Here is an 18,803-nt window from a genome sequence, read left to right as displayed (position 1 = left end):
CACGACCGGCCTGGCGGCGTGACTCAATACAGTTCGTCATTTTGCGAAAAATTCCATCAAGCGCCCGGCTATGCGTTCCAGCGGGCGGATTTCCACTGCGGCATCGATTGCTGCAGCGGCCTTGGGCATGCCGTACACCGCGCTGCTGGCCTGGTCCTGGGCAATGGTCAGAAAACCCTGCTGACGCATCAGCTTCAGGCCCTGGGCACCGTCGCGCCCCATGCCGGTAAGCAGCACGCCCACCGCATCGCCATTCCAGTAACGTGCCACGCTCTCGAAGAACACGTCGATCGAGGGCCGGTAGATTTCATTGACAGGTTCGGCAGTGTAGGCCAGTTGGCCGTTCTGTAGCAGCCGAATGTGGTGATTGGTACCCGCCAGCAGCACTTGGCCGGGCTGCGGCGGTTCGCCTTCACGCGCCAGCCGCACCGGCAGGCCGGCAGCACTGCTGAGCCATTCGGCCATGCCGGCGGCAAACACCTGGTCCACATGCTGGACCAGCACGATGGCCGCCGGAAACGCAACCGGCAGGCCCTTGAGCAACACTTCAAGCGCTGCCGGGCCACCTGCCGACGAGCCGATCGCCACCAGCCCACGGCGCTGCGAAGCCTCGCGCAGCGGCGCGGCTACCTGGCGCGTCGCCGGGGCACGCTGCTGGCCGATCAGCCAGCCGATATTGAGAATTTTGCGCAGCAACGGCGCCGCCGCTTCGCGCGCATCGCCAGCACCCAGCGCCGGGGTGTCGACCACGTCGAGGGCGCCGTGGCCCATGGCCTCGAACACCCGATGTACGTTCTGCTTGCGGTCGACCGTGACGATGACGATGGCACACGGGGTTTCAGCCATGATCCGCCGGGTAGCCTCCACACCGTCCATTACCGGCATGATCAGGTCCATCAGGATCAGGTCCGGCAACTGTTCGGTGCAGCGCTGCACCGCCTCGGCGCCATTGCTGGCCACCCACACCACCTGATGCGCAGGCTCCAAGGCAACTGCCCGGCGTAGTGCCTCTACGGCCATGGGCATGTCATTGACGATGGCGATCTTCATCCTTGAGCACCTCCGATCAGCTCGACCACAGCCTCCAGCAACGCATCGTCGTGGAAACTGGCTTTCGCCAAATAGTAGTCGGCGCCAGCATCCAGGCCACGCCGTCGGTCCTCCTCACGGTCTTTATAGGACACCACCATCACGGGCAGCGATTGCAGGCGCTGATCGCGGCGCACCAGGGTAACCAGTTCGATACCGTCCATGCGCGGCATGTCGATGTCGGTGATCAGCAAGTCGAAGTCCTCGCCGCGCAGGGCATTCCAGCCGTCCATCCCGTCTACGGCCACCGCCACGTCGTAGCCACGGTTGCCCAGCAGTTTGCGTTGCAGCTCGCGCACGGTCAGCGAGTCATCGACTACCAGTACGCGCTTGCGCGCCACGCCACGAACGCCACTGCTGCCGCGCTCGATGCGCTCCAGGCTGCCGGTACTGAGCAGTTTTTCCACCGAGCGCAGCAAGTCTTCGACATCGACGATCAGTACCACCGAGCCATCATCAAGCAAGGCGCCGGAGGAAATGTCCTGCACCTTGCCCAGCCGGGGGTCGAGTGGCATCACCACCAACACACGCTCGCCCACCAGGCGCTCCACGGCCACACCGTAGAGTTGCTCGCGCTCACGGATTACCACCACCCGCAGGCTGGCTTCGTCACTTTGCCCGGCTGGGCGGTTGAGCAACTGGCTGGCCGCCACCAAGCCAATATGCCGGCCTTCGTGCCAGAAGTGCTGACGCCCTTCGATCTGAACGATCTGTTCAGCGGTCACTTCCAGCGTGCGTTCGATATGGGCCAGCGGGAAGGCGTATGCTTCACCGCCCACCTCGACCACCAGGCTACGCACCACCGACAGGGTCAGCGGCACCTGCAAATGGAAGCGACAGCCCTGCCCCGCCACCTGCGTCAGCTCGATCGAGCCGCGCAGTTCGCGAACCATGTGCTGCACCGCATCCAGCCCCACGCCGCGCCCGGACACTTCGGTGACCTTGTCACGCAAGCTGAAACCGGGCAGGAACAGAAACGTCAGCAACTCCGCATCGCTCATCCGTGCCACCGTGTCGGCAGGTGACAGGGCGCGTTCGACGATGCTGCTGCGCAGGCGCTCCAGGTCGATGCCGGCACCATCGTCGATCAACTCAAGGCTGAGCATGCCGGCCTGGTGTGAAGCGCGCAGGCGGATCACACCCTCGCCTGGCTTGCCGGCCAGCAGCCGCCTTTCTGGCAGCTCGATGCCGTGGTCGACGGCATTGCGTAACAGGTGGGTCAGCGGCGCTTCGAGCTTTTCCAGCACATCGCGGTCGACCTGGGTCTTCTCGCCGTCCACCACCAATCGCACCGGTTTGCCCAGCGAGCGCCCAAGGTCACGCACCATACGGCTTTGCCCGGTCAGCACGTCGGCGAACGGGCGCATCCGGCAGGCCAGGGCTGTGTCATACAGCAACTGCGCACGCTGGCTGGCCTGCCAGCCGAACTCGTCCAGATCGGCCGCCTGCTGCTGCAGGATTTGCTGGGTTTCCGCCAGCAGCCGCTGGGTTTGCGCCAAGGCTTCGAGCACCTCGTTGCTTTGGCCACTGTCCTCCAGTTGCATGCGCAGGCCGTCGAGCGCCTGCATGCCCTGGCCGTGCATGCGCTTGAGGCGCTGCAGGGTGGCCAGGTACGGCTTGAGCCGCTGGGTTTCCACGAGCGACTTGCTGGACAGGTCGAGCAGGCTGTTAAGGCGGTCGGCGGTGACACGCAGGACCCGCTCAGCACCTTCGCCAACGCGCTTGCCAGGCTTGCGCCGCAGGACAGGCTCGGGCTCCGGCTCGGGTTCAGCCGGGTCGACTGGCAATACCAGCGGTTCGGACGGCAAGGTTGCCACCTGCGGTTGCGCTTGCAGGGGGGCAGCCAGCGGAACCGCAGCCACGGTCGCAGCGCCTGGGTCGAGCAAGCTGGCCATTTGCGCAAGAAATACCGGCAAGGTCGCCTGCGCCACGGCATCGCCTGGTGTGGCGATGCGCATCAGCAAGTCAGTCCCCTGCAACAGTGCGTCGATATGCTCGGCGCTCAACCGCAAGCGGCCTTCCTGGGCCGCGACCAGGCAATCCTCCATGACGTGGGCGACACTCACGCCAGCATCCACCCCGACAATACGCGCGGCCCCCTTCAGCGAGTGGGCGGCGCGCATGCAGGCCTCAAGCTGGTCGGCCTGAGTGGGGTTGCGCTCCAGTGCCATCAGGCCGGCGCTGAGCACCTGGGTCTGCGCCTCGGCCTCCAGGCTGAACAGTTCGAGCAACGATGCGTCGCGCATTTGCTCTGGGGTCATGACAGGCTCCGCTGCACGGCAGACAGTAAGTGTTGATCGTCCAGCACTCGCACGCTACGGCCGCGCCACTGCAGCACTGCGGCAGTGAAGCGCGTGGCGTCCTGGCCACTGCCCAGCAGCAGCGGGTCGAGCCGGTGAATACCGTCAATTTCCTCTACGGCCATTACCACAGGGCCACCTTCGGCAGCCAGAATCAGCATGCGTGGCATCGCCCTGCCGCTACGTTGCTCGGCGGTGCCGGCTTGTACCCCCAGCAAATCGGCCAGTGACAGGCACGGCACCAATGCTCCGCGAACATTGGCAACACCCTGCAACACCCGCGAGCGCTGGTGCGGCAGCGAATGCACAGCCTGCAACGGGGCGATTTCGGCCAGGCTGGCGGTGGCCAGCGCCAACCACTCCTCGCCCAGACGGAACAACAGCATGGAACGACCGGTGTTTTCCTCGACCGGCTGCGCCGCTGCTGCCTGGTGGTCCTGCATCAGCGCGTAGCGGTCAAGCAGGCGTGTGGCCGCAGCCGCATACACGTCGCAATTGCGGCAGTGAACATGACGCGCCAGCAGTGGGCATTGCTTGTCGCCGTGCACACCCATGCGGTTCCAGCAATCGTCGATGTGCGCGTCGTCTTCGGCGAGTAGCTGCATCGCAGTTTCACCCTTCATCGTTCAGGCTCCCGGCCAACCCGCGCTGCACGCTCCTGCAGGCGTCGGGCACCGGCCTGGTCGCCCTGGGCCGCCAGCAAGGCCGCCAGGTGCACCAGCGCCTCAGGGTGTTGTGGCTCAAGGTACAGCGCCTTGCGGTAGTGGGTCAGTGCCTGTTGCGCATCGCCGTCGGTATCACTGAGCAACCCCAGCCAGTAGTAAACCTGTGCCGACGGCGCGTACTGGCCCAGGTAGCGCTGGCATTCGGCACGCGCCTGCTCGCTGGCGCCAGCATTGGCAAGCCGGGCGATGCTGGCCAGCAACTCACTTGCGTCGTCGCGCGCGTGCTCGCGCGCCGGCGCTGGCTTGGCCGCCAACGGCAGCACACGCAGCGGACGCGGCGGGGGGGCGCCGGGTGGCACATACCCCGCAGTGGCCAGCGGCGGCAAGGTACGCCGCGCGGGTTGCGCCGGAGCCATTGCCAACGGGGCGCTACCAGCCTCATGGCGCACATAGGCGAATGATTGGGGAATCCCCAGCGGGCGCATGCCCAACCGCGCCAGCAAGCTGCCCTCGGCCGGGCCGATAAACAGCACACCCTGCGGATGCAGCAGGCGCTTGAGCACTTCGAATACACGCTGCTGGGTCGGCACATCAAAGTAGATCAACAGGTTGCGGCAAAACACGAAGTCATACAGGCCGTCGCGGCTGGCCAACGCCGGGTCGAGCACGTTGCCCACTTGCAGGCTCACTTGCTGCTGCACCCGTTCATGCAGGCGGTGACCTTCGTCGAGGGCAACGAAGTAGCGCTCGCGAAAACCCAGGTCGCTGCCACGGAAGGCATTGCGTCCATACTCGGCCTGCCCGGCCTTGGCCACCGAATTGGGGCTGATGTCCATACCATCGATCAGGAACGCCCCCGGCGCGATACCGGCATCGAGCAAGGCCATGGCCAGCGAATAGGGTTCCTCACCCGTCGAGCATGGCAGGCTGAGCAGGCGCAGTGGCCGTGCCCCGGCCAGCTCGGCCAGACGCTTGTGTGCCAGGCTGGCCAGGGCGGTGAAGGATTCCGGGTAACGGAAGAACCAGGTTTCCGGGACGATCACCGCTTCGATCAACGCCTGTTGCTCATCGGCCGACTGCTGCAGGCGCAGCCAGTAATCGTCGAGGTCGATGGCGCTTACGGCCACGCAACGCTGACGCAGCGCGCGCTCGACCATGGGCGCGCCCACCGATTCAACGTCCAGGCCGATGCGCTCGCGCAAGAAGCGGAAGAAACGCTGTTCGTTCATGTCGGCATCCCTGTTGGCTCATCCGTATACAACAGCTGGTGCACGGCATCGGGCAGCAGATCGTTGACTTCGATGCGCTGCAGCAGGCCTTGGTCATCCTGGCGTACAGGTCCCAGGTACGGGGCTTCACCGCTGTCCACGCCATAGGGCTGGAACTCGTCGGGGCGGCAGCGCAACGTCTCGGTGGCCTGCTCCAGGATCAGGCCAAGCTGCAGGCCATCACGATAATGCACCAACACCAGGCGGGTGCTGGTGCGGTGCGCCGCTGGCTGGCCAAAACTCAGCGCAGCAAGGTCGATCACCGGTACCAGTTGCCCACGATGGGAAAGGATGCCCGCGACCCAGGTCGGTGCCTGGGCTATCGGTTTCAGCGGCTGGCGCGGCAACACCTCGATCACCTCGTGCACGCTCAGGGCAAAGCGCTGCTCCCGGATACGAAACTGCAGGTACAGCGCCCCTTTGGCGTTGTCCGCCCGCGCAGCGCGCGGTTGCAAGTCGTTCATCGCGGTCAGACTTTGAAGCGCGACACGCCGCCACGCAGGCCGGCGGCCACCTGGCTCAGCTCATCGATGGCAAAACTGGCCTGGCGCAGCGATTCGACGGTCTGGGTGCTGGCATCGCTGAGCTGGGCCAGCGCCTGGTTGATCTGCTCGGCACCGGTGGCCTGGGCCTGCATGCCTTCGTTGACCATCAGCACACGCGGCGCCAGGGCCTGCACCTGGTGAATGATCTGGCTGAGCTGCTCGCCCACCTGCTGCACCTCGAACATGCCGCGGCGTACTTCTTCGGAAAACTTGTCCATGCCCATGACCCCGGCCGACACCGCCGACTGGATCTCGCGCACCATCTGCTCGATGTCGTAAGTGGCCACGGCGGTCTGGTCGGCCAGGCGGCGCACTTCGGTGGCTACCACGGCAAAGCCACGGCCGTACTCGCCGGCTTTTTCCGCCTCGATGGCAGCGTTGAGCGACAGCAGGTTGGTCTGGTCGGCGACTTTGACGATGGTCACCACCATCTGGGTAATGTTGCTGGCCTTTTCATTGAGGATGCCGAGCTTGGCGTTGACCAGGTCGGCAGCGCCCATCACCTGGTGCATGGTCTCTTCCATGCGCGCCAGGCCCTGCTGACCGGAACCTGCCAAGCTGGAAGCCTGGTCGGCGGCCGAGGTGACTTCGGTCATGGTGCGCACCAAGTCACGCGAGGTGGCGGCGATTTCACGCGAGGTGGCGCCGATCTCTGTGGTTGTGGCGGCCGTTTCGGTGGCGGTGGCCTGCTGTTGCTTGGACGTGGCGGCGATTTCAGTCACCGAAGTGGTTACCTGCACCGACGACCGCTGGGCCTGGGCCACCAGGTTGGCCAGCGCCTCGGCCATTTCGTTGAAACCGCTTTCGATGGCGCCGAACTCGTCCTTGCGGTCCAGGCTCAGGCGCATGCTCAGGTCACCCGAACGCAGCTTGTCGAGGGCATGGACAATGCGCTGCATGGGGGCGGTGATGGCGCGCATCAGCAACAAGCCGCAAATGCCTGCGGCGATGATCGCCAACAATAGCGAGATCATCATGCTGCCTTTGGCCGTATTAACCGCACTGACAATTTCGTGGGTCGCGCTGTCAGCGGCAGCGCGGTTGAACTCGATAACCTCGTTCAAGTGCTTGCGACCATCCACCCAGACGGGGGTCAGTTCCTCGACGATCAGGCGCTGAGCTTCGGCATAGTTGTGCCCACGGTAGGCATCCAGCACTTCTCCAACGACCTTGATGTAGCGCTGCTCAAGCTCGACGAAACTGTCGAACCGCGTTTGGTCGTCACCGTCCTTGATGGTGCTCTGGTAGCTCGCCATGTGCTGTTTCAAGCGGTCCTCGAAGCTTTTGAACAGTTCCATGTCAGCCGAAGTGATTTCGCGGTGGTTGGACAGGCCCACCAGTTGCTGGCTGGTGACATAGCCGTCAACCCAGGCACTGCGGATCATCGAGCTGTAATAGACCCCGGGAATGCTGTCGGTCCCCACCGCCTCTTCGGCGGTTTCGATGGTGACCAACCGCGAGTAGGCGGCCACGATCATCAGCAGCATGATGGCGATGATCACGGCAAAACTTGCCAGGATCCGTTGGCGCAAGGTCCAGTTCTTCACGTTCAGCCCTCAGGAATTCACAACGAGCGGGAAAAATCGCCGAAGTATAGCCCAGAGGCCTTACAGATTTGCGGGTGAAATGAGGGGTAAACAGGCATCCCTGCTGATGGACATGCCATTCGTGCAATGGCCACTGGGGCTGCGTTGCAGCCCCAGTCACTGGCCTGCAGCAAGTTTCGCTTGGCGTTCCAATTCCCGGAGCAGCGCCGGGTCCAGGCGCAGCTGGCGGGCCAGTTCATCCAGGTAGGCACGTTCCATGAAGTTTTCCTGGTCGACCATCATCACACTGGCCAGGTACATCTCGGCAGCCATCTCTGGCGTTTGCGCGGCGCGGGCCACTTCGGCCGGGTCCAGCGGCTTGTTCAGCTCCGCATGCAGCCAGTGCTGCAGTTCGCGGTCACTGTCCAGGCGGGTGAATTCACCTTCGATCAACGCCCGTTCGCGCTCATCGATATGGCCATCGGACTTGGCCGCCGCCACCAGCGCCCGCAGCACGGCCTGGCTGTGCTGCTCGGCTTGGGCCGGCGGCAGTCGGTCGACGGTTTGCGGTTCGGCCGCGGCCACCCGCTGGTTGGCCTGCCAGTTGCCGTAGGCTTTATAGGCCAGCACACCCAGCGCGGCCAAGCCGCCATAGGTCAGGGCCTTGCCACCGTACTTGCGAGCCTTCTTGCTACCCAGCAACAGGCCCAGGGCACCGCCACCCAACAGGCCGCCGCCAGCACCGGACAGCAGCCCGCCAAGCCCACCGCTAGTGCTGCCAGAGGTGTTGGCGCGCCCCTGTTTCTCGAGCATTTGCTGGCCGGATTTGAGCAGTTGATCAAGCAAGCCGCGGGTGTTCATTCGCGTGCCTCCACATAAGAAGATTCAAGCGCCAGAGTAAGGCTTGGCGCAGCACACGCCATCGTGGATTTGCTTCCGGATGTTGCATTGGCTGGCAAAAAGCCAACTAGACTCGATATCGCCAATACTTCGCGCCACCGCACTACGCTTATAACAATCGTTTCACGGCTTGCTTGATGACTGCCCCGACCAAGATCTCCAAGAAGAGGGAACACCATGTCAGTGCACAAGACCGCATTGCTCGGCGCCACCACCTGCGCCGTGCTGGCCAGCGCCAGCCTTCAGGCTGCCGAACCGCCCAAGGCCCTGGGGCCTGGCGAGGGGCGCCTGGATATCGTCGCCTGGCCCGGCTACATCGAGCGCGGTGAAAGCGACAAGGCCTACGACTGGGTCACCGGCTTCGAGAAGGAAACCGGCTGCAAGGTCAGCGTCAAGACCGCTGCCACCTCGGACGAGATGGTCAGCCTGATGACCAAGGGCGGCTACGACCTGGTCACCGCCTCGGGCGACGCCTCGCTGCGGCTGATCGTGGGCAAGCGCGTACAGCCGATCAATACCGCACTGATCCCCAACTGGAAAAACCTCGACCCACGCTTGCAGAACGGTGGCTGGTATGTGGTCGACAAGCAGGTTTATGGCACCCCGTACCAGTGGGGGCCGAATGTGCTGCTGTACAACACCAATACCTTCAAGCAGGCACCTACCAGCTGGGGGGTGGTGTTCGAGCCGCAGAACCTGCCCGACGGCAAGCCGAACAAGGGCCGCGTGCAGGCCTACGATGGGCCGATCTACATCGCCGACGCGGCGCTGTACCTGAAGTCGGCCAAGCCCGAACTGGGCATCAAGGATCCGTACGAGCTTAACGAGGAACAATACAAGGCCGTGCTGGAGCTGCTGCGCCAGCAGCAACCGCTGATCCACCGTTACTGGCATGACGCCACGGTACAGATGAGCGATGTGAAGAACGAAGGCGTGGTCGCCTCCAGCTCCTGGGGCTACATGGTCAACGGCCTGAAGGCCGAGAACCAGCCGGTGGCCTCGACCATTCCCAAGGAAGGCGCGACCGGCTGGGCCGACACCACCATGCTGCACAGCGAAGCCAAGCACCCCAACTGCGCCTACAAGTGGATGGACTGGTCGCTGCAGCCGAAGGTGCAAGGTGACGTGGCCGCCTGGTTCGGCTCGCTGCCAGCGGTGCCAGCGGCGTGTACCGGCAGCGAGTTGCTGGGCGCCGAGGGGTGCAAGACCAACGGCTTCGACAACTTCGACAAGATCGCCTTCTGGAAAACCCCGCAGGCCCAGGGGGGCAAGTTCGTGCCGTATAGCCGCTGGACCCAGGATTACATTGCGATCATGGGTGGGCGCTAGAGGTTAATTGGCCTGTACTGGCTTGCCGGCGATAGGGCCAGTACAGGCAATACAAAGACAACTGAGTAGAGCCAATGCCCCTAGCCGTCCAGTTCACCCAGGTTTCCCGCACCTTCGGCGAGGTCAAGGCCGTCGACCAGGTCAGCATCGACATCATCGATGGCGAGTTCTTCTCCATGCTCGGCCCTTCCGGGTCGGGCAAGACCACCTGCCTGCGCCTGATCGCAGGCTTCGAGCAACCCAGCAGCGGTTCGATCCGCATCCACGGCGTCGAGGCCGCCGGCGTGCCGCCCTACCAGCGCGACGTCAATACTGTGTTCCAGGACTACGCGCTGTTCCCGCACATGAACGTGCTGGACAACATCGCCTATGGCCTGAAGGTAAAGGGCGTGGCCAAGGCCGAACGCCACAGCCGCGCCGAAGAGGCCCTGGCCATGGTAGCCCTGGCCGGCTATGGCGCACGCAAGCCGGCGCAGTTGTCCGGCGGCCAGCGCCAGCGCGTGGCCCTGGCCCGGGCGCTGGTCAACCGGCCACGCGTGCTGCTGCTGGACGAGCCGCTGGGCGCACTGGACCTGAAGCTACGCGAACAGATGCAAGGCGAGCTGAAAAAACTGCAGCGCCAATTGGGCATCACCTTCATCTTCGTCACCCACGACCAGACCGAGGCGCTGTCGATGTCTGACCGGGTTGCCGTGTTCAACCGTGGCCGAATCGAACAGGTCGATACGCCGCGCAACCTGTACATGAAGCCTGCCACCACCTTCGTTGCCGAGTTCGTTGGCACCTCCAACGTGGTGCGCGGCGAACTGGCCACGGCACTCAATGGCAGCTCGGCGCCCTTCTCCATCCGCCCCGAGCACATCCGCTTGGGCGATCCGGTGGTAACCAGCCATGAGGTGCAGGTCACCGGCGTGCTGCGCGATATCCAGTATCAAGGCAGCGCCACCCGCTATGAACTGCAACTGGACAGCGGCCAGCTGTTGGCGATAAGCCAGGCCAACGACCGCTGGCAAGCACAGGCGCAGGCCTGGCAACCTGGGCAACGGGTACTGGCACACTGGCCCCGCGAAGCCATGACGGTGCTGCAGGAAACCGAGGTTCGCTGACATGAGCACACTGCGCAGCCTCTCCAACCTGCTGTACCGGCGCCCCAACCTGTACCTCGCCTTGCTGTTGATTCCGCCGCTGACCTGGTTCGGCGCAATCTACCTGGGCTCGCTGCTGAACCTGCTGTGGCAAGGTTTCTATACCTTCGACGACTTCACCATGGCAGTAACCCCGGACCTGACCCTGGGCAACTTCGCCGCGTTGTTCAACCCGTCGAACTTCGACATCATCCTGCGCACCCTGGGCATGGCGGTGGCCGTGTCGCTGGCCAGCGCGGTGCTGGCCTTTCCCATTGCCTACTACATGGCGCGGTACACCAGCGGCAAGACCAAGGCGTTTTTCTACATCGCGGTGATGATGCCCATGTGGGCCAGCTACATCGTCAAGACCTATGCCTGGACCCTGCTGCTGGCCAAGGGCGGTGTGGCGCAGTGGTTTGTCCAGCAGCTGCACCTGGACGGCCTGCTGCAAGCGGTGCTGGCCGTGCCGGGCGTGGGCGGCAGCACGCTGTCGACGTCGCACCTGGGGCGCTTCATGGTGTTCGTGTACATCTGGCTGCCGTTCATGATCCTGCCAATCCAGGCCTCACTGGAGCGCTTGCCGCCTTCGCTGCTGCAAGCCTCGGCAGACCTCGGCGCACGGCCTGGGCAAACCTTCGTACAGGTAATCTTGCCGCTGTCGATCCCGGGCATCGCTGCCGGCTCGATCTTTACGTTCTCGCTCACCCTGGGTGACTTTATCGTGCCGCAACTGATCGGCCCGCCTGGCTACTTCATCGGCAGCATGGTCTATGCCCAGCAAGGGGCGATCGGCAACATGCCGATGGCCGCGGCGTTCACCCTGGTGCCGATCGTGCTGATTGCGGTGTACCTGTCCATCGTCAAACGCCTGGGGGCCTTCGATGCACTCTGAAAAAGCATCAACAGGGTTGCGCCTGGCGGCCTGGGGCGGCCTGGTGTTCCTGCACTTCCCGATCCTGATCATCTTCCTGTACGCCTTCAATACCGAAGACGCGGCGTTCAGCTTCCCGCCCAAGGGCTTTACCCTGAAATGGTTCGCCGTGGCCTTCGCCCGACCCGATGTCCTGGAGGCGATCAAGCTGTCGTTGCAGGTGGCCTGCCTGGCCACACTGATCGCCCTGGTGCTCGGCACACTGGCGTCGGCGGCGCTGTACCGGCGCAGCTTTTTCGGCAAGGAGAGCATTTCGCTGATGCTGATCTTGCCCATCGCCCTGCCCGGCATCATCACCGGTATCGCCCTGCTCTCGGCGTTCAAGACGCTGGGCATAGAACCTGGCGTGTTCACCATCGTGGTCGGCCACGCCACGTTCTGCGTGGTCATCGTCTACAACAACGTGATCGCCCGCCTGCGGCGCACCTCGCAAAGCCTGATCGAAGCCTCGATGGACCTGGGCGCCGATGGCTGGCAGACCTTTCGCTACATCATCCTGCCCAACCTCGGCTCGGCGCTGCTGGCCGGGGGCATGCTGGCCTTCGCCCTTTCGTTCGATGAAATCATCGTCACCACCTTCACGTCCGGCCACGAGCGCACCCTGCCGATCTGGCTGCTGAACCAGCTCAGCCGCCCGCGCGACGTGCCGGTGACCAACGTGGTCGCCATGCTGGTGATGCTGGTGACCATGCTGCCAATCCTTGGCGCCTATTACCTGACCCGTGGCGGCGAAAGCGTCGCGGGCAGCGGCAAATGACCCTGGAGGAGCCCCCGATGCAAACGCAAATGCTGATCAATGGCCAGCTGGTCGCTGGCCAAGGCCCGGCCTGGACCGTGCTCAACCCGGCGCTGGGAACGGCCTTGGCACAGATCAACGAAGCCACCGAGGCCCAGGTGGACAGCGCCGTGCGCGCCGCTGACCAGGCTTTTGACAGCTGGTCGCAAACCAGCCCCAAGGACCGCTCGCAAACCTTGCTGGCGCTGGCGGACGCCATCGAAGCCCATGGCGATGAACTGGCCCGGCTGGAATCGCAGAACTGCGGCAAACCCCTGAGCGCCGCGCTGAACGACGAAATCCCGGCGATTGCCGATGTGTTCCGCTACTTTGCCGGTGCGGCGCGCTGCCTGGGCGGCTCGGCGGCCGGCGAATACCTGCCGGGCCACACGTCGATGATCCGTCGCGACCCGTTGGGCGTAGTTGCGTCCATCGCGCCGTGGAACTACCCGTTGATGATGCTGGCGTGGAAGATCGCCCCGGCCTTGGCAGCCGGCAACACAGTGGTGATCAAACCCTCCGAACTGACCCCGCTGACCGCCTTGCGCCTGGGTGAGCTGGCCCAGGACCTGCTGCCACCTGGCGTCCTGAACATTCTCTTTGGCCGCGGCCAGACCGTCGGCAACCCGCTGGTCAACCACCCCAAGGTGCGCATGGTGTCGCTGACCGGCTCGATCCCCACGGGTGCACACATCATCAGCGCCACCGCCGACAGCGTGAAACGCATGCACATGGAGCTGGGCGGCAAGGCCCCTGTGCTGGTGTTCGACGATGCCGACATCGACGCCGCCATCGACGGCATCCGCACCTTCGGCTTCTACAACGCCGGCCAGGACTGCACCGCAGCCTGTCGCCTGTATGTGCAGGACGGTATTTACGAACGCTTCGTCGAACGACTGGGTGCAGCGGTGGCCAGCCTCAAACCAGGCTTGCAGGACGCCGAGGACACTGAACTAGGGCCACTGATCAGTGCCCAGCACCGCGACAAGGTCGCCGGCCTGGTGCAGCGGGCCATCGCCCAGCCGCACATTCGCCTGGTGACGGGCGGCAAGGCGATCGACGGCGAAGGCTTCTTCTTCGAGCCAACCGTGCTGGCCGATGCCCAGCAGGACGACGAGATCGTGCGCAACGAAGTGTTCGGCCCGGTCGTATCGGTCACCCGCTTCACCGACGAAGCGCAGGCGCTGGCATGGGCCAACGACTCCAACTACGGCCTGGCCTCATCGGTATGGACCCGCGACACCGGCCGCGCCCATCGCCTGGCGGCGCGCTTGCAGTATGGCTGCACCTGGGTGAACACCCACTTCATGCTGGTGAGCGAAATGCCCCATGGCGGGCAGAAGCATTCGGGGTATGGGAAGGACATGTCGATGTATGGGCTGGAGGATTACACCTGTGTGCGGCATGTGATGATCAAGCACTAGCCGAAGTTGAATCTACCAGCCTCTTCGCGGGCAAGCCCGCGAAGAGGCTGGCACAGGTAGAACCTAATCGCGCAGATCCGACTCGTGAATCGGGTTGGCCCGGCTGGTGGCACGCTGGTACTGGGCCGGCCAGGTGGCCTTGTTGCCGCCCAGGTCGTCGTCGGCATGCAGCGGCCAGTAAGGGTCGCGCAGCAGTTCGCGGGCGAGGAAGATGATATCGGCCTGACCGGTACGCAGGATGTGCTCGGCCTGGGCCGGTTCGGTGATCATGCCCACGGTTCCGGTGGCAATTTCCGATTCCTTGCGCACGCGCTCGGCGAAGCGGGTCTGGTAGCCGGGGCCGGTGGGAATTTCGGCGTTTACCGAGGTGCCGCCAGAGGATACGTCGATCAGGTCCACACCCAACCCTCGCAGGCGACGGGCCAGTTCGACCGTTTCATCCGGGTTCCAGCCGTCCTCCACCCAGTCGGTTGCCGATACCCGCACCAACAGCGGCAATTCGGCAGGCCACACCTTGCGCACGGCCTCGACCACTTGCAGGGTCAGGCGGATGCGGTTTTCAAAGCAACTGCCGTACTCGTCGCGGCGCTGGTTGCTTAATGGCGAGAGAAACTGGTGCAACAGGTAGCCATGGGCGGCGTGGATTTCGACCACCTTGAAACCGGCCTTCAAGGCGCGCTCGGTCGAGGCGACGAAGGCCGCGATCACGCCCTGGATCTCGTCCTGGTTCAACTCATGTGGTGCCGTGTGCTGCGGGTCAAATGCGATCTTCGACGGGCCTACTGGCTGCCAACCACCGTCTTCAAGTTTCACACTGCCCTGCTTGCCCAGCCAGGGGCGATAGGTGCTGGCCTTGCGCCCGGCGTGGGCCAGCTGGATGCCGGGCACTGCGCCTTGAGCCGCGATGAAGCGGGTGATGCGTTGCAACGGGGCGATCTGCGCATCGTCCCACAGGCCGAGGTCTTCGGCGGTGATGCGGCCATCGGCGGTCACCGCCACGGCTTCAGTGATCACCAGGCCCGCACCACCGACAGCGCGGCTGCCTAAATGGACAAGGTGCCAGTCGTTGGCCAGGCCATCGATGGCGGAATACTGGCACATCGGCGAGACGGCGATGCGGTTGGGCAGGGTCAGCTGACGCAGGGTGTAAGGCTCGAGCAGCAGGCTCATGAGGGCACCTCCCAAGGACTCCAATGGTGATCCGGCCCGGACACTCAATTGCACGTCCCTGGCCCAGGTCCGGTCATAACTTCAGACTAGACCAGAATGGTTCAGGGGGATGCTCCTTGGGCGTTGTGGGGCCGGACTGGCCCCAACGCGGGTGTCGTCAGCGCGGCTCCATGTGGGCAATCATCAACTGCACACTTTCATTGCCACGAAACTCGTTCACATCCAGCTTGTACGCCAGCTCGACCCAGCGCACGGTCGGGTTCGGCCACACTTCGCGGTCGACACCGAAGGCAATGCCGTCCAGTCGCACCGAGCCACATTCGCTCTTGAGCACCACCTTCAGGTGCCGCTCGCCCACCACGCGTTGCTCCACCAGCTGGAACACGCCATGGAACAGCGGTTCGGGGAAGTGCTGGCCCCAAGGTCCGGCGTGGCGCAGAGCCTTGGCCAGGTCGAGGTGGAATTCCTCCACGGCCAGGCTGCCATCGGACAACAGCCGGCCTGTCAGGTCTTCCTCACGCAGCTGGCGCCGCACTTCTTCATCGAACGCCTCGGCAAACGCCGGGAAATTACCCTCAGGCAACGACAACCCTGCCGCCATGGCGTGGCCGCCGAACTTGCTGATGAGCTCGGGGTGACGGGCCGCCACGGCATCCAGCGCATCGCGAATATGGAACCCGGGTACCGAACGCGCCGAGCCTTTGAGCATGCCCTCGCCGGCATCAGCAAAAGCGATGGTTGGCCGGTGATAACGCTCTTTCAGGCGCGAAGCCAGAATACCGATCACGCCTTGGTGCCAGTCGGCATCGAACAGGCACAGGCCGTACGGCATCGACTCGACCGGCAGGTCCTTGAGCTGGGCCAGGGCTTCGCGCTGCATGCCCTGCTCGATGGACTTGCGGTCCTGGTTCAGGTCGTCCAGCTGCTGAGCCATGTCCTGGGCCAGGGCCGCGTCTTCGCACAGCAGGCATTCGATGCCCAGGCTCATGTCGTCCAGGCGCCCGGCAGCGTTCAACCGAGGGCCAAGGATGAAACCCAGGTCGGTCGAGGTGATGCGCCGGTGGTCACGACGGGCCACTTCCAGAATGGCTTTCAGCCCTGGCCGGGCACGGCCGGCCCGAATACGCTCGAGGCCCTGGTGCACCAGGATGCGGTTGTTGGCATCCAGCGGCACCACATCGGCGACGCTGCCCAGCGCGACCAGGTCGAGCAGTTCGCCGATGTTCGGCTGCGGTTGCGTCTCGTAGCGCCCCAGGCTGCGCAAGCGGGCGCGCAGGGCCATCAGCACATAGAAGATCACCCCGACCCCGGCCAGCGCCTTGCTCGGGAACGTACAGCCCGGCTGGTTGGGGTTGATGATGGCGTCGGCGTCAGGCAGTTGCTGACCCGGCAGGTGGTGGTCGGTGACCAGTACCTTGAGCCCGGCAGCCTTGGCAGCGGCCACACCCTCGACACTGGAAATGCCGTTGTCCACGGTAATCAGCAATTGCGGCTGGCGCTGCAGCGCCACCTCGACGATTTCCGGGGTCAGGCCGTAGCCGTATTCGAACCGGTTGGGCACCAGGTAATCGACATGGGCCGCGCCCAGCAGGCGCAGGCCCAGCACGCCAACGGTGCTGGCTGTGGCACCATCGGCATCGAAGTCACCCACAATCAGGATGCGCTGGCGCTGGTCGAGCGCCTCCACTAGCAGGTCCACGCCCGCTTCGATGCCCTTGAGCTGCTGATACGGCAGCAGACGCGCCAGGCTTTTGTCTAGCTCGGCCTCGCTTTGCACGCCACGCGCGGCGTACAGGCGGGTGAGCAAAGGTGGCAGGTTACCCAGAAATGGCAGGGTCGGCGGCAGGGGGCGAGGTTCGATACGCATGGGTTGCTTCAGCCACGCTCACCCAGCAACCACTGCAGTTGTACTTCGTGCTGGCCACGGTCGTCAGTCACGAATACCGTGCCTTCGCTGATCATCACGTCCCACTTGATGCTACGCGGCATGTCGGTCGCCAGGGTTTCCAACACCTCTTGCGGCACAGCGGCAATGTTCAGGTTCTTCAGGTTCTTGACCGCGCTCACCACTTTACCTTCCCAGACGCGCAGGCTGCCGTAGGCCAGCAGGCTGGTGCGTTCGGTACGACGCGAGCACCAGGTCAGGCGGTCGGCATCGGGTTGGCCGACTTCGATCCAGTGCAACACGCGATCGTCCAGGCTCTTTTCCCACAGCGCGGGCTCATCGACATCCGAGAGGCCACGGCCAAACGACAAGTTCTCGTTGTACCAAAGCGCATACGCCAACAGACGAACCGCCATGCGCTCTTCGGTTTCCGACGGGTGGCGAGCGATCGTCTGCTTGACGCTTTCGTAGACGTTGCGATCGAGGTCGGTAAGATTCAATTCGAACTTGTAGGTGGTGGACGGCTGGGCCATGGTCGACGGGCTTCGTGCAAAAGAAAAGTGGCACAGTCTAACCCATCCGCACCTTCCATGCGCCGCAGCAGTACCCGGCGAAACCGACGTGTGATAAAACCACGGCTCTGCCCAGCTGCCACGGATGCCCCATGTCGACGCCCAGCAAACCCCTCGCCGGCCTTAAAGTTGTCGAACTCGGCACACTGATTGCCGGGCCGTTCGCCTCGCGTATCTGTGCCGAATTCGGCGCCGACGTGATCAAGGTCGAGTCACCGGACGGGGGCGACCCGCTGCGCAAGTGGCGCAAGCTGTATGAGGGCACTTCGCTGTGGTGGTTCGTGCAGGCGCGCAACAAGCAGTCGCTCACCCTCAACCTCAAGCACCCCGAAGGCCGCGAGGTACTGAAGAAGCTGCTGGCCGAAGCCGACATTCTGATCGAGAACTTCCGCCCGGGCGTGCTGGAAAAACTCGGTCTGGGCTGGGATGTACTGCATGCCCTGAACCCGCGCCTGGTCATGGTGCGCCTGTCAGGCTTTGGCCAGACCGGGCCGATGAAAGACCAACCCGGCTTCGGCGCGGTGGGCGAGTCGATGGGTGGCCTGCGCTACATTACCGGCTTCGACGACCGCCCGCCGGTGCGCACGGGCATTTCCATCGGTGATTCGATTGCTGCCCTGTGGGGCGTTATCGGTGCGCTGATGGCGCTGCGCCACCGGGAAGTCAACGGCGGCCAGGGCCAGGTGGTGGACGTGGCGTTGTATGAGGCGATCTTTGCCATGATGGAGAGCATGGTCCCGGAGTTCGATGTGTTCGGTTTTATCCGCGAGCGCACCGGCAACATCATGCCGGGCATCACGCCCTCCTCCATCCACACCAGCGCCGACGGCAAGCATGTGCAGATCGGGGCCAACGGCGATGCGATCTTCAAGCGCTTCATGCAGGCCATTGGCCGCGCCGACCTGGCCGACGATCCGGCATTGGCCAGCAACGATGGCCGCGACCTGCGTCGTGACGAGCTGTATGGGGTGATCGACCGCTGGGCCAACAGCCTGCCGCTGGAGCAACTGATGCAGGTGCTGACCACCGCCGAAGTGCCGGCCAGCCGTATCTATTCGGCCGAGGACATGTTCAACGACCCGCAGTACCTGGCGCGGGAGATGTTCCTGCAGGCCAAGCTGCCGGACGGCAAGCCGTTCCGGATGCCGGGCATCGTGCCCAAGCTGTCGGATACGCCCGGCTCCACCGAGTGGGTCGGTCCGGCGCTGGGCGAACACACCGAGGCACTGCTCACCCGCCTGGGCTATGACGCGGCGGCCATTGCCGGCCTGCGCGAAGCCGGTGCGGTCTGACGCCT

The 18,803-nt window shown here is 64.2% G+C and carries 16 protein-coding genes; 6 read left to right on the top strand and 10 right to left on the bottom strand.

All coding sequences use genetic code 11. The annotated features are described in order from the left end of the window. Positions 1–36: 36 nt before the first annotated feature. The 7 genes from wspF to QQL85_RS02400 form a co-directional block, all read right to left on the bottom strand. On the bottom strand, positions 37–1,050 hold the full coding sequence (gene wspF, locus QQL85_RS02430; RefSeq protein ID WP_284355032.1) for a Wsp signal transduction system protein-glutamate methylesterase WspF: 1,014 nt from the start codon (positions 1,048–1,050) through the stop codon (positions 37–39). Beyond that, positions 1,047–3,350 (bottom strand): hybrid sensor histidine kinase/response regulator, encoded by a 2,304-nt coding sequence (locus tag QQL85_RS02425; protein ID WP_284355031.1) that lies wholly within the window; start codon positions 3,348–3,350, stop codon positions 1,047–1,049. The genes wspF and QQL85_RS02425 overlap by 4 nt, the downstream gene beginning before the upstream one ends. Beyond that, positions 3,347–4,012, bottom strand: coding sequence for a chemotaxis protein CheW (locus QQL85_RS02420; RefSeq protein ID WP_284355030.1), 666 nt, complete (start codon positions 4,010–4,012; stop codon positions 3,347–3,349). The genes QQL85_RS02425 and QQL85_RS02420 overlap by 4 nt, the downstream gene beginning before the upstream one ends. Next, entirely contained in the window at positions 4,009–5,283 is a 1,275-nt protein-coding gene (locus tag QQL85_RS02415) for a CheR family methyltransferase (protein WP_284355029.1), read from the bottom strand. Before QQL85_RS02415 ends, QQL85_RS02420 begins: the two co-directional genes overlap by 4 nt. After that, on the bottom strand, positions 5,280–5,786 hold the full coding sequence (locus QQL85_RS02410) for a chemotaxis protein CheW (protein WP_284355028.1): 507 nt from the start codon (positions 5,784–5,786) through the stop codon (positions 5,280–5,282). Before QQL85_RS02410 ends, QQL85_RS02415 begins: the two co-directional genes overlap by 4 nt. A 5-nt stretch (positions 5,787–5,791) precedes the next feature. Beyond that, positions 5,792–7,414 carry a methyl-accepting chemotaxis protein gene (locus QQL85_RS02405; RefSeq protein ID WP_284355027.1) on the bottom strand — a complete coding sequence of 541 codons (1,623 nt, stop codon included), beginning with the start codon at positions 7,412–7,414 and terminating at the stop codon, positions 5,792–5,794. A gap of 156 nt (positions 7,415–7,570) precedes the next feature. After that, positions 7,571–8,254 carry a tellurite resistance TerB family protein gene (locus tag QQL85_RS02400; protein ID WP_284355026.1) on the bottom strand — a complete coding sequence of 228 codons (684 nt, stop codon included), beginning with the start codon at positions 8,252–8,254 and terminating at the stop codon, positions 7,571–7,573. A gap of 216 nt (positions 8,255–8,470) precedes the next feature. On the opposite strand from QQL85_RS02400, the gene ydcS reads away from it, so the two are divergent. The 5 genes from ydcS (at position 8,471) to QQL85_RS02375 (ending at position 13,879) form a co-directional block, all read left to right on the top strand. Beyond that, positions 8,471–9,622 carry a putative ABC transporter substrate-binding protein YdcS gene (gene ydcS, locus QQL85_RS02395; protein ID WP_284355025.1) on the top strand — a complete coding sequence of 384 codons (1,152 nt, stop codon included), beginning with the start codon at positions 8,471–8,473 and terminating at the stop codon, positions 9,620–9,622. 74 nt (positions 9,623–9,696) lie between these two features. Further along, positions 9,697–10,728 (top strand): ABC transporter ATP-binding protein, encoded by a 1,032-nt coding sequence (locus tag QQL85_RS02390; protein WP_284355024.1) that lies wholly within the window; start codon positions 9,697–9,699, stop codon positions 10,726–10,728. A 1-nt stretch (position 10,729) separates the two neighbouring features. Next, entirely contained in the window at positions 10,730–11,641 is a 912-nt protein-coding gene (locus tag QQL85_RS02385; protein ID WP_284355023.1) for an ABC transporter permease, read from the top strand. Then, positions 11,631–12,437: an ABC transporter permease gene (locus QQL85_RS02380; protein WP_264361975.1), complete on the top strand. Its 807-nt coding sequence runs from the start codon at positions 11,631–11,633 to the stop codon at positions 12,435–12,437. The genes QQL85_RS02385 and QQL85_RS02380 overlap by 11 nt, the downstream gene beginning before the upstream one ends. 17 nt (positions 12,438–12,454) lie before the next feature. Further along, a complete protein-coding gene (locus QQL85_RS02375) occupies positions 12,455–13,879 on the top strand; it encodes a gamma-aminobutyraldehyde dehydrogenase (RefSeq protein ID WP_284355022.1) in 1,425 nt (474 codons plus the stop codon). A 63-nt stretch (positions 13,880–13,942) separates the two neighbouring features. On the opposite strand, the gene QQL85_RS02370 is transcribed toward QQL85_RS02375, so the two are convergent. The 3 genes from QQL85_RS02370 to QQL85_RS02360 form a co-directional block, all read right to left on the bottom strand. Continuing rightward, positions 13,943–15,049, bottom strand: a complete 1,107-nt coding sequence (locus QQL85_RS02370; RefSeq protein WP_284355021.1) for an NADH:flavin oxidoreductase/NADH oxidase — start codon at positions 15,047–15,049, stop codon at positions 13,943–13,945. A 157-nt stretch (positions 15,050–15,206) separates the two neighbouring features. After that, complete coding sequence (gene recJ / locus QQL85_RS02365; RefSeq protein ID WP_284355020.1) at positions 15,207–16,916, bottom strand: single-stranded-DNA-specific exonuclease RecJ; 1,710 nt, start codon at positions 16,914–16,916, stop codon at positions 15,207–15,209. 8 nt (positions 16,917–16,924) lie between these two features. Then, a complete protein-coding gene (locus QQL85_RS02360; RefSeq protein ID WP_049275619.1) occupies positions 16,925–17,467 on the bottom strand; it encodes a YaeQ family protein in 543 nt (180 codons plus the stop codon). Between the two features lie 131 nt (positions 17,468–17,598). On the opposite strand from QQL85_RS02360, the gene QQL85_RS02355 reads away from it, so the two are divergent. Continuing rightward, positions 17,599–18,798 carry a CaiB/BaiF CoA transferase family protein gene (locus QQL85_RS02355; RefSeq protein ID WP_284355019.1) on the top strand — a complete coding sequence of 400 codons (1,200 nt, stop codon included), beginning with the start codon at positions 17,599–17,601 and terminating at the stop codon, positions 18,796–18,798. Positions 18,799–18,803 lie beyond the last annotated feature (5 nt).

Origin of the sequence: Pseudomonas putida, from assembly GCF_030159595.1 — a bacterium.
Lineage (GTDB): Bacteria > Pseudomonadota > Gammaproteobacteria > Pseudomonadales > Pseudomonadaceae > Aquipseudomonas > Aquipseudomonas putida_AC.
This window is presented reverse-complemented; position numbering and strand designations above follow the sequence as displayed.